An 11537-nucleotide genomic window follows, 5' to 3' on the forward strand; every position below is an offset into this window, starting at 1 on the left:
CACCGGGCGGCCGTCCTAGGGGGTGTCTCCCTGAGGGGACGGCCGCCCGTCACTCCTCGTCGTAGCGGGGGTCCACCGTCTCCGGGGTCAGCCCCAGCAGCTCGGCGACCTGCTCCACGACCACCTCGTGCACCAGCTCCGCGCGCTCGTCGCGGCCCTTGGTGCGGATCTCGATCGGCCGCCGGTACACCACGACCCGCGCCCCCCGCCCGTCCCGCGCGGGGATGATCCCGCCCAGCGGCACGCCCTCGTCGCCCCACTCCTCGCCAGTGCCCTCCAGCCGGGGCACCTCCAGCACCACGAACTCCACCTCGGCCAGCTGCTCCCAGCGCCGCTCCAGCCGTTCCACGGAGTCACGCACGAGATCCGCGAACACGTCGGCACGACTGGCGGCCAGCGGCACCTGGGGCGGCGCGATGGGGCCCCGCATGCCCCGTCCGTGACGATCACGGCGTCGGGGTCGGGGACCTGCGGCACGGGGCGGTACAGGGTTGTCCATCACCGCAGAAGCGTAGTCCCCGCCCGCCCCGCCCGCCCGGTTCCACACGGCGGCCGCCCGGGTCCCGCCCGCCTGCCCGTCCCTCCGCACCGCCTCCCCGGACTCTTCGCGCACTTTTCTCCCGGTGTTCGCGCAGTCGTCTTCTCGCCACCGCACGACCGATCCGGCCACCGCCCGGCCCGCGCGGACACACCGAACCGGGCCCGAGGGAAGAGCTTTGTACCGGATCATCACCTGATGCACCCCGCCACGGGGCTCCCACGACGGGCCCGCCGGACCGCGGAACGGCACGACACGGGAAAGTGACCTGGTGGAGAGTCGTCGCGGCCCGCTCAAGAGTGCGGTACCGTCCAACATCGTGAGCCTTGTACGTCGCTGTTCGCGCACCGCCTGCGGCCGACCCGCCGTCGCGACGCTGACGTACGTCTACGCCGACTCGACCGCGGTTCTCGGCCCCCTCGCCACCTACGCCGAACCCCACTGCTACGACCTGTGCGCCGAGCACTCCGAGCGCCTCACCGCCCCGCGCGGCTGGGAAGTCGTCCGGCTGCTCGACGGCTCCGCCCCGGCCCGCCCCAGCGGCGACGACCTGGAGGCACTGGCCAACGCGGTCCGCGAGGCGGCCCGTCCGCAGGAGCGCGCGGCGGGAGCGGGCGGTGGCGCACGCACCGCCGACCCCATGGAAGTCGCCCGCCGGGGCCACCTGCGCGTCCTGCGCTCGCCCGACAACTGAGCCACCCTCCCCGCACCTGATCGCCCGGGCGGGTAGTTTTGGGCCCCCCGATGGACTTTCAGGAAGGCCGGCCGTGGCAGATCTGTCGCAACTCGTGAAGGCGTACGACGTGCGCGGAGTCGTTCCCGACCAGTGGGACGTGGCCCTGGCCGAACTCTTCGGCGCCGCCTTCGCCGAGGTGACGGACGCGACCGCGATCGTCGTCGGCCACGACATGCGCCCCTCCTCGCCCGCCCTGTCCCGCGCCTTCGCGCGCGGCGCGCTGAACCGGGGCGTGGACGTCACCGAGATCGGCCTGTGCTCCACCGACCAGCTGTACTACGCCTCGGGCGCGCTGGACCTGCCCGGCGCGATGTTCACCGCCTCGCACAACCCGGCCCAGTACAACGGCATCAAGATGTGCCGCGCGGGCGCCGCCCCGGTCGGCCAGGACACCGGGCTCGCCGAGATCCGCGCCCTGGCCGAGCGGTGGCTCGAGTCGGGCGCCCCGGCCCCGGCCGCCGCACCGGGCACCCTCACCGCGCGCGACACCCTCGACGACTACGCCGGGTACCTGCGCTCGCTGGTCGACCTGACCGCGATCCGCCCGCTGAAGGTCGTCGTGGACGCGGGCAACGGCATGGGCGGCCACACCGTCCCGACCGTCCTCGACGGGCTGCCGCTGACCGTCGTCCCGATGTACTTCGAGCTGGACGGCACCTTCCCCAACCACGAGGCCAACCCGCTGGACCCGGCCAACATCGTGGACCTGCGCAAGCGGGTCGTGCAGGAGGGCGCGGACATCGGCCTCGCCTTCGACGGCGACGCCGACCGCTGCTTCGTCGTCGACGAGAACGGCGACCCGGTCTCCCCGTCCGCCGTCACCGCCCTGGTCGCCGCCCGCGAACTCGCGCGCAACGGCGGTACGGGCACGGTCATCCACAACCTGATCACCTCCCGCACGGTCGCCGAGGTGGTCCGCGAGCACGGCGGCACCCCGGTCCGCACCCGCGTCGGCCACTCCTTCATCAAGGCCGAGATGGCCCGCTCCGGCGCGATCTTCGGCGGCGAGCACTCCGCGCACTACTACTTCAAGGACTTCTGGAACGCGGACACCGGCATGCTGGCCGCCCTCCACGTCCTGGCCGCCCTGGGCACCCAGGCCGCCCCCCTCTCCACCCTGTTCGCCGAGTACGACCGCTACGCGGGCTCCGGCGAGATCAACTCCACGGTCACCGACCAGCAGTCCCGCCTGTCCGCCCTCCGCACCGCCTACGAGGCCCAGCCCGAGGTCACCGTGGACACCCTGGACGGCCTCACCGTCTCCACCCCCACCTGGTGGTTCAACGTCCGCCCCTCCAACACAGAACCCCTCCTCCGCCTGAACGCCGAGGCGAAGGACGAGGCCACGATGACGAGGATCAGGGACGAGGCCCTGGCGATCATCCGCGCGTAGCGGAAGCCGGTACGGCACCCTCTCAGCCAACCGAGACGGGCGGGTCGGGTGGGAAATGTTTTGAACCTCGCCCACCCCGAACCCGCAGCCGGGACACACCCGCCAAACCCGCGGAGCGCCACGGTACGCTGACCAGCACATCCGTAGACCCTGTTTTCCGCCCGAAGGGACACCCCATGCCGCTCGAAGCCGGTCTCCTGGAGATCCTGGCCTGCCCGGCCTGCCACTCCCCCCTCAAGGAGCAGGACGCGGAGCTGATCTGCACCGGCCAGGACTGCGGCCTGGCGTACCCCGTCCGCGACGGCATCCCGGTCCTCCTGGTCGACGAGGCCCGCCGCCCGGCGTAAGGCACCGCCGACAGACATCGCGCAGTAGGACCCCGGCGACGCAGTAGGACCCCGGCGATCGGAGGCACCCCGCCCATGCTCGACGAATCGCTCCTGGACACCCCGGAGGGCCTCGCCGAGGCCGACCGCCGAGGTCTGCTGCGCGGCGCGGCCGAGGCGGGCGCGAGGGTCCGTACCGCCGCCCGGCACGCCACCGAGGCCGGAGTCGGCGCGCTCCAGCCCGACGGCCGCCCCCGCGCCGTACTGATCGCGGGCCCCGGCGCCGCCGCCACCCACACCGCCGACCTCCTCGGCACCCTGGCCGGACCCGGCAGCCCGGTGATCCGCCTCGAAGCGGCCGGAGTCGCCCCCGCCCCCGGAGCCCTGCGCTGGGAACTGCCCGGCTGGGCGGGCTCCGTGGACCTGCTGCTGATCGCTACCCCCGACGGCACCGAACCGAGCCTCGGCCTCCTCGCCGAACAGGCGTACCGGCGGGGCTGCTCCGTGGTGGCCGTCGCCCCCGCGGGCACCCCCCTCGCCGAGGCGGCCGCGGGCGCGCACGGGATGTTCATCCCGATGGCGACCGCCCCGTACGACCAGGACGAGCCGCTCGCCGCGTCCTCCTCCGGTGTCTTCTGGGCCCTGCTCACCCCGCTGTTGGCCCTCCTGGACCGCGTCGGCCTGGTCAGCGCGGGCCCGGACGCGCTGGAGAAGGTCGCCGACCGCCTCGACCACGTCGCCGAGCGCTGCGGCCCAGCGATCGCCACGTACGGCAACGCGGCCAAGACCCTCGCCGCGGAACTCGCCGACGCCCTCCCCGTCATCTGGACGGAGGGCACCTCCGCGGGCCCCGCGGGCCGCCGCTTCGCCGCCGCGCTCGCCGAACTCGCGGGCCGCCCCGCCCTGGTGGCCGAACTCCCCGAGGCGCTCGCCGCGCACGAGGCCCTCCTCTCCGGCCCGCTGGCCGCCCGCGCCGACCCGGACGACTTCTTCCGCGACCGCGTCGAGGAGGCGCCCGCGCTGCACGCGCGCGTGGTGCTGCTGAGGGATCGCCCCCTCGGCGGCCTCAGCGCCGCCCCCGCCGCCCGTGACCTGGCCCTCGGCCACGACACCCCGATCAGCGAACTCGAACCGGAGGAGGGCGGCGAACTGGAGACCCTCGCCGACCTGATCGCCGTCACTGATTTCGCCGCCGTTTACCTGGCGCTCGCCGCCGGCGCCTGAGCTGACCCCAGGCACCCGCCCGGCAGCACACGTACTTCAGACAGAGAAGACACATGGACCGCCTCGACAACACCGTCCGCCCCTACGCCTGGGGCTCGCCCACCGCCATCCCGGAACTGCTCGGCACCGAGCCCACCGGCGAACCGCAGGCCGAGATGTGGATGGGCGCCCACCCCGGAGCCCCCTCGCACACCCCGCGCGGCACGCTCGTCGAGGTCATCGCCGCCGACCCGGAGCGCGAACTCGGCGCCGAGGCGGTGGCGAAGTTCGGCCCCCGGCTGCCCTTCCTGCTCAAGATCCTCGCCGCGGGCGCCCCCCTCTCCCTCCAGGTCCACCCCGACCTGGCCCAGGCCCGGGAGGGCTACGCCGAGGAGGAGCGCCGGGGCGTCCCCGTGGACGCCCCCGACCGCAACTACAAGGACGCCAACCACAAGCCCGAACTCATCTGCGCCCTCACCGAGTTCGACGGCCTGTGCGGCTTCCGCGCCCCCGCCGAGGCCGCGGACCTGCTCGACGGCCTCGGCGTCGACTCCCTCAAGCCCTACGTCGACCTGCTGCGCGCCCACCCCGAGGACGCCGCCCTGCGCGAGGTCCTCACCGCGATCCTCACCGCGGACGCCGCCGCCATGGCCGACACCGTCACCGAGGCCACCGCGGCCTGCGCCCGCCTCGGCGGCCCGTACGCCGCCTACGCCGACATGGCCCACCACTACCCGGGCGACCCCGGCGTGATCGCGGCCATGCTGCTCAACCACGTCCGGCTCCAGCCCGGCGAGGCCCTGTTCCTCGGCGCGGGCATCCCGCACGCCTACCTCACCGGCCTCGGCGTCGAGATCATGGCCAACTCCGACAACGTCCTGCGCTGCGGTCTGACCCCCAAGCACGTCGACGTCCCCGAACTCCTGCGCGTGGTCCGCTTCGAGGCGAGCGACCCCGGCGTACTGCGCCCCGAGGTGTCCCCGGACGGCGAGGAGGTCTACGAGACCCCCATCGACGAGTTCCGCCTCTCCCGGTACGTCCTGCCCGGCGGCACGGCCCGCGACCTGACCCTGGAGACCCCGCAGATCCTGCTGTGCACGGCCGGTTCCGTCCGCGTCGGCGAGCACGAACTGCTGCCCGGCCGGTCCGTCTTCGTCCCGGCGGGGGAGAAGACCGAGGCGTCCGGCGAGGGCACCCTGTTCCGCGCCACTGTGATCGTATGACCGCCCCTGTGGATACCTGACGCGCCACACGCCGGTGGGACTGCAACAATGGCCCACCGGCAAAGCACGGGCAAAGACGGAACCCTCCCGAAGAGTTCGGCCGTACGAGGGTGCAGAGGGCGAAGGGACACGCGGACACATGAGCGCGTCAGGCGGTAATAAAGCGATCTTGGCGGCACTCGGAGCCAATCTGGCGATCGCGGCAGCGAAGTTCGTGGCGTTCGCGTTCAGCGGCTCCTCGTCGATGCTCGCCGAGGGCGTCCACTCGATCGCCGACTCGGGCAACCAGTTCCTGCTGCTCATCGGCGGCAAGAAGGCCCAGCGCGAGGCCACCCCCCAGCACCCCTTCGGCTACGGCCGCGAGCGGTACATCTACGCCTTCCTCGTCTCCATCGTCCTCTTCTCCATCGGCGGCATGTTCGCCATCTACGAGGGCTACGAGAAGATCAGCCACCCCCACCCGGTGGAGCACTGGTACTGGCCGGTGGGCGTCCTCGTCTTCGCCATCATCGCCGAGGGCTTCTCCTTCCGTACGGCCATCAAGGAGTCCAACGAGCTGCGCGGCAAGCTCTCCTGGGCCCAGTTCATCCGCCGCGCCAAGGCGCCCGAGCTGCCGGTCGTCCTGCTGGAGGACTTCGGCGCGCTCATCGGTCTGGTCCTCGCGCTCGGCGGCGTCGGCATCGCCCTGCTCACCGGCAACGGCGTCTGGGACGGCATCGGCACCGTCTGCATCGGTGTCCTGCTCGTCCTGATCGCCCTCGTCCTGGCCGCCGAGACCAAGTCCCTCCTGCTCGGCGAGTCCGCGGGCCTGGAGGACGTCAAGAAGATCGAGACCGCCATTGTCGACGGCGACACCGTGACCGGCGTCATCCACATGCGCACCCTCCACCTCGGCCCCGAGGAACTCCTCGTCGCCGCCAAGATCGCCGTCCAGCACGACGACACGGCCGCCGAGGTCGCCCACGCGATCAACGCCGCCGAGGCCCGCATCCGCGAGGCCGTCCCGATCGCCCGCGTCATCTACCTGGAGCCGGACATCTACAGCGCCGCCGAGGCCGCCAAGGGCCCCGACCCGCTGGCCACCCCGGGCGGCCCCAACCCGCACGCGACCGACCACTAGAGCCCACCCGGCCCCGCGCCGAGGCCCCCGCCGCACCCGGTCCACACCGGCCGCGCCGGGGGCCTCGGCACACCCGGACACCGCGCCCCGCACCCACCCGTTCGCGCCACATCCGTCACCCCGACGGCACGCGGTGTCCGGACGCGGACTGGGGCAGCCCCCTTCCTCCGGTGTAGCTTGGGACCGAGCCAGACGTCGCTGCTGATGGCGGTCGGGCGGTCCCGTAGCGGACCGGCCGAGGGAGAGAGGGCCTCCGACGGACTGCGCTGCGCGTACGCGGGCATGCCTGTGTCCTCTTCCCGGGGCACCCCTGTGTCCGTCGCCGTGCAGACCAGCCGTACCTCTCGCCCCGACTTCGAGGAGCAGCCCGCCATGACCACTGTCGACAACCGACAGGACTTCAAGGTCGCCGACCTCTCCCTGGCCGAGTTCGGCCGCAAGGAGATCACCCTCGCCGAGCACGAGATGCCCGGCCTGATGTCGATCCGCAAGGAGTACGCCGAGGCGCAGCCCCTGGCCGGCGCCCGCGTCACCGGCTCCCTGCACATGACCGTGCAGACCGCCGTACTCATCGAGACCCTCGTCGCCCTCGGCGCCGACGTCCGCTGGGCCTCCTGCAACATCTTCTCCACCCAGGACCACGCGGCCGCCGCCATCGCCGTCGGCCCGAACGGCACGCCGGACAACCCGCAGGGCGTCCCCGTCTTCGCCTGGAAGGGCGAGACCCTGGACGAGTACTGGTGGTGCACCGAGCAGGCCCTGACCTGGCCGAACAGCCCCACCGGCGGCCCGAACATGATCCTGGACGACGGCGGCGACGCCACCCTCCTCGTCCACAAGGGCGTCGAGTACGAGAAGGACGGCAAGGTCCCCTCGCCCGACACCGCCGAGAACGACGAGCACCGCGTCATCCTCGAACTGCTCAACCGCACCATCAGCGACGGCTCCCAGAAGTGGACCCAGCTCGCCTCCGAGATCCGCGGTGTCACCGAGGAGACCACCACCGGCGTCCACCGCCTCTACGAGATGCAGCGCGACGGCGTCCTGCTCTTCCCGGCGATCAACGTGAACGACGCCGTCACCAAGTCGAAGTTCGACAACAAGTACGGCTGCCGCCACTCCCTGATCGACGGCATCAACCGCGCCACCGACGTCCTCATCGGCGGCAAGACCGCCGTCGTCTGCGGCTACGGCGACGTCGGCAAGGGCTGCGCCGAGTCCCTGCGCGGCCAGGGCGCCCGCGTGATCGTCACCGAGGTCGACCCGATCTGCGCGCTCCAGGCGGCCATGGACGGCTACCAGGTCACGACGCTGGACGAGGTCGTCGACAAGGCCGACATCTTCGTCACCACGACCGGCAACAAGGACATCATCATGGCCACCGACATGGCCAAGATGAAGCACCAGGCCATCGTCGGCAACATCGGCCACTTCGACAACGAGATCGACATGGCCGGCCTCGCGCAGATCCCCGGCATCGTCAAGGACGAGGTCAAGCCGCAGGTCCACACCTGGACCTTCCCCGACGGCAAGGTGATCATCGTCCTGTCCGAGGGCCGCCTGCTGAACCTGGGCAACGCCACCGGCCACCCGTCGTTCGTGATGTCCAACTCCTTCGCGGACCAGACCCTGGCCCAGATCGAGCTGTTCACCAAGCCCGACGAGTACCCGACCGGCGTCTACGTGCTCCCCAAGCACCTGGACGAGAAGGTCGCCCGCCTCCACCTGGACTCGCTGGGCGTCAAGCTCACCCAGCTGCGCCCGGAGCAGGCCGCGTACATCGGCGTCGAGGTCGAGGGCCCCTACAAGTCGGACCACTACCGCTACTGATCCGCTGATCCCCGCACCACCCAGGCAGGCCCCCGCACCCCCGTGCCGGGGGCCTGCCCCTTTTCCGCCGGACCAGCGGCCCCGGACCGGGCCGTCACCCCGCCAGAACCCAGGACCCCCCATGCCGCGCGGCCGATATTCGCTCCACGATCCGCACGATCACACCCCCCTCGCAGAAGAACACTTCCAGTGCGCCCCCGGCCCTTCCGGCTGGCGCTACGTCTCCCAGCTGACCACTCCCGAGGGAGCCCACCGGGGCTCCGTCGACCTCGCCCTCGACGACCTCGGCCGCCCCCTCCGCCTAGAACTCCACGCGGGCGGCTGGCAAGTACGCGGCGCCGCCCTCGACGGCGTCACCTGGGTCCGTACCGACCCCACCGGGACCGAGGCCACGGAAGGCAATGTGCCCGCCCACGCCTTCACCGGCCTGTCCCCGGCGTTCCTCGTCGCCACCGCACGTCTCCTGCGCCTCACCCCCTCTTCCTCCGCGACCCGCGTACGCCTCGTCGCCCTCACCGACCCGGTCCTCGCCCCCCGCACCGTGGACCAGTCCTGGGCGCTGATCGACAGAGAAACACACGCCACTGACAACGGCCCCCTGCTCGTGGACGAATACCAGGTCACAGCCCTGGACACGGGGGAAAGGCACGCGGTGCACATCTCCGGGGACGTGGTCCTCTCGGCCCCCGGCATCGAGCTGGAGGACCTCCAGAGCCCGCCGTCGGCGTTCGACCCGCCGACCGGCTAGGCGGGCGGCGCGAAGCCCGTCGGCCGCGAGCCGGACCCACCCTCCACACGCCCCGGCGCCTGCTCAACGGCCGGGGCCGGTGTGGGAGTCACCGTGACCGAGTCCGCCCCCGCACCAGCGGCCCCGTACTGAGGCCGCTGCGTCTGCCGGGCCTGCCGCTCATGCACCACGGCCGCCAGAAAAGCGTCGGGCCGCGCCTGGAGGTCCGGCGGCACGACGGCCCCCGTTCGGGCGGCGACATCGGCCGCCAGCCGCGAGGCCATGGACCAGGAGATCTGCGGCTGCAGCTGGTGCATCCGCGACAGGTACTGCCGCACCGCGAGCCAGAGCCCGTCCGGCACCGCCGACAGATCCAGCTCCCCGAACCGCCCCGCCAGCTCCGGCGGCACGGGCGGCGCCACCCCGGCCCGCCCCACCGGAATCCGCTCCCGCACCACCAGCGTCCCCGCGAACACGTCCCCGAGCCGCCGCCCTCGCGCCGAGACCAGCGAGGCGATGCACGCCACCACCCCGAACGTCATCAGGATCTCGACCATCCCGACCCCGCCGCGCACCAGCGCGTGCCGGAACCGCACCGGACCGCCGTCGTCGCGCACCACCCGCAGCCCGAACGCCAGCTTCCCCAGCGACCGCCCATGGCTCAGCGTCTCCACCGCGATCGGCCCCCCGACCAGCACCAGCAGGAAGACCGCCACCGACAGCGCGGCCTGCGCGGCATCGTCCAACGACGAGGTGGCCGCCACGAGCCCCAGCACCACCGCGACATAGACCAGCACGGCCACGATCAGATCGATCAGCACGGCCAACGCCCTGCTCGGCAGCTTCGCGGGCCGCAGCTCCAGCGCCACCGCCTCACCGGTCACCAGCTCACTCACGCCCGCCGTCCTTCCCTCGCCCACCCCTGGGACGCAAGTCTGCCAAGCTGAGGGCGCATCGCACGCCGGTAGGACAAGCTGACAGTGTTCCGTTGTCCGGTGGCGGCGGGCCACGACGAGCCGAGGAGCAGGCAGACCCGATGGACCTGGACGTCTTCGTCGCCGCACACCGGGCCGAGTGGGACCGCCTCGACGCCCTGATCCGCCGTCGGCGCCGCCTCACGGGCGCGGAGGCCGACGAACTCGTCACCCTCTACCAGCGCACCGCCACCCACCTCTCCCTCATCCGCTCCAGCGCCCCGGACCCCCAGCTCACCGGCCGGCTCAGCCAGCTCGTGGCCCGCGCCCGCAGCGCCGTCACCGGAACCCGCCGCGCCTCCTGGCGCGACGTGACCCGCTTCCTGGGCCGGAGCTTCCCCGCCGCGGTCTACCGCGCCCGCCACTGGTGGGTGCCCACCGCGCTCGTCTCCACGGCCGTCGCGATCCTCCTGGGCTGGTGGATCGGCACCCATCCCGAGGTACAGGCGTCGATCGCCGCCCCCTCCCACCTCCGCGAGCTGACCCGCCCCGGCGGCGAGTACGAGACCTACTACTCCAGCCACCCCGCCACGTCCTTCGCGGCACAGGTATGGACGAACAACGCCAACGCGGCCGCGCTCTGCCTGATCCTCGGCGTCTTCCTGGGTCTCCCGGTCCTCTGGATCCTCTTCCAGAACATGCTGAACCTGGGCGTCGGCCTCGGCCTGATGTCCTCCGCGGGCCGCCTCGACACCTTCCTCGGCCTGGTGCTCCCGCACGGCCTGCTCGAACTCACCGCGGTCTTCGTGGCCGCCGGGACGGGACTGCGGCTCGGCTGGACGGTCGTCGACCCCGGCCCGCGCACCCGCCGCACCGCACTCGCGGAGGAAGGCCGGGCCGCGCTGGGCATGGCCATCGGACTGGCCCTGGTGCTGTTCGTGTCCGGCGCCATCGAGGGCTTCGTGACCCCGTCCGGCCTGCCCACCTGGGCCCGCATCACCATCGGCGTCCTGGCCGAGCTGGCGTTCCTCGCCTACGTCTACGTCCTCGGCGGCCGCGCGGTACGCGAGGGGGAGACCGGTGATCTCCAGGAGGCCGAACGCAGCTCGTCCGTCCCCTCCGCCGCCTGATGTGCGTAGAGCCCCGCTCAACTGCTAGTCTCCTCATCGCCCCGCAAAACCTGTTGACACGGGTGGAGCGGGGAGGTAGAGTCGAACAGTTGCCTGGAGCTGGACAAGCTCACGGCTAACCGTTAAGCTTTATCTGGCTTCGCAAGGGAATCGCTGAATGCGACTTCCGAGAAGCACTCTCTGATTAATCAGAAATAAGCGCCGGTAAGACCGGCCGAAAACTTCTGATAGAGTCGGAACCGCCGGAAAGGGAAACGCGAAAGCGAAGAACTGGAAAGCACCGAGGAAATCGGATCGGAAACGGTCTGATAGAGTCGGAAACACCGAAGGGAAGCCCGGAGGAAAGCCCGAGAGGGTGAGTACAAAGGAAGCGACCGTTCCTTGAGAACTCAACAGC

Annotated in this window: 11 protein-coding genes; 9 read left to right on the forward strand and 2 right to left on the reverse strand. The window is 71.9% G+C overall.

Going from position 1 to position 11537, the window contains the following annotated elements; translation table 11 throughout:
• Nucleotides 1–49: 49 nt before the first annotated feature.
• Nucleotides 50–499: a metallopeptidase family protein gene (locus ACI2LY_RS27965; protein ID WP_389006893.1), complete on the reverse strand. Its 450-nt coding sequence runs from the start codon at nucleotides 497–499 to the stop codon at nucleotides 50–52.
• Nucleotides 500–809: 310 nt separating this feature from the next.
• Between ACI2LY_RS27965 and ACI2LY_RS27970 the strand changes: the two genes are divergently transcribed.
• The 8 genes from ACI2LY_RS27970 to ACI2LY_RS28005 all read left to right on the forward strand — a co-directional run bounded on the left by ACI2LY_RS27970 (nucleotide 810) and on the right by ACI2LY_RS28005 (nucleotide 9117).
• A complete protein-coding gene (locus ACI2LY_RS27970) occupies nucleotides 810–1232 on the forward strand; it encodes a DUF3499 domain-containing protein (RefSeq protein WP_030814457.1) in 423 nt (140 codons plus the stop codon).
• Between the two features lie 73 nt (nucleotides 1233–1305).
• Complete coding sequence (locus ACI2LY_RS27975) at nucleotides 1306–2667, forward strand: phosphomannomutase/phosphoglucomutase (protein ID WP_404709552.1); 1362 nt, start codon at nucleotides 1306–1308, stop codon at nucleotides 2665–2667.
• 176 nt (nucleotides 2668–2843) lie between these two features.
• Nucleotides 2844–3014, forward strand: coding sequence for a Trm112 family protein (locus ACI2LY_RS27980; RefSeq protein ID WP_149548927.1), 171 nt, complete (start codon nucleotides 2844–2846; stop codon nucleotides 3012–3014).
• A gap of 75 nt (nucleotides 3015–3089) precedes the next feature.
• A complete protein-coding gene (locus ACI2LY_RS27985; protein WP_404709553.1) occupies nucleotides 3090–4217 on the forward strand; it encodes an SIS domain-containing protein in 1128 nt (375 codons plus the stop codon).
• Between the two features lie 53 nt (nucleotides 4218–4270).
• Complete coding sequence (gene manA, locus ACI2LY_RS27990; protein WP_404709554.1) at nucleotides 4271–5419, forward strand: mannose-6-phosphate isomerase, class I; 1149 nt, start codon at nucleotides 4271–4273, stop codon at nucleotides 5417–5419.
• 139 nt (nucleotides 5420–5558) lie between these two features.
• A complete protein-coding gene (locus tag ACI2LY_RS27995; RefSeq protein ID WP_404709555.1) occupies nucleotides 5559–6539 on the forward strand; it encodes a cation diffusion facilitator family transporter in 981 nt (326 codons plus the stop codon).
• Between the two features lie 372 nt (nucleotides 6540–6911).
• Entirely contained in the window at nucleotides 6912–8369 is a 1458-nt protein-coding gene (gene ahcY, locus ACI2LY_RS28000; protein WP_389006878.1) for an adenosylhomocysteinase, read from the forward strand.
• Nucleotides 8370–8490: 121 nt separating this feature from the next.
• Nucleotides 8491–9117: a hypothetical protein gene (locus tag ACI2LY_RS28005; RefSeq protein ID WP_404709556.1), complete on the forward strand. Its 627-nt coding sequence runs from the start codon at nucleotides 8491–8493 to the stop codon at nucleotides 9115–9117.
• Here the strand turns inward: ACI2LY_RS28005 and ACI2LY_RS28010 are convergent.
• Entirely contained in the window at nucleotides 9114–9992 is an 879-nt protein-coding gene (locus tag ACI2LY_RS28010) for an RDD family protein (protein ID WP_404709557.1), read from the reverse strand. The genes ACI2LY_RS28005 and ACI2LY_RS28010 overlap by 4 nt on opposite strands.
• A 140-nt stretch (nucleotides 9993–10132) precedes the next feature.
• Between ACI2LY_RS28010 and ACI2LY_RS28015 the strand changes: the two genes are divergently transcribed.
• The gene (locus tag ACI2LY_RS28015; protein WP_404709558.1) at nucleotides 10133–11140 is read left to right on the forward strand and encodes a stage II sporulation protein M; all 1008 of its coding nucleotides are present in this window, start codon (nucleotides 10133–10135) and stop codon (nucleotides 11138–11140) included.
• Nucleotides 11141–11537: the final 397 nt, after the last annotated feature.

It is taken from the genome of Streptomyces sp. NPDC002176 (assembly GCF_044903645.1).
GTDB lineage: Bacteria > Actinomycetota > Actinomycetes > Streptomycetales > Streptomycetaceae > Streptomyces.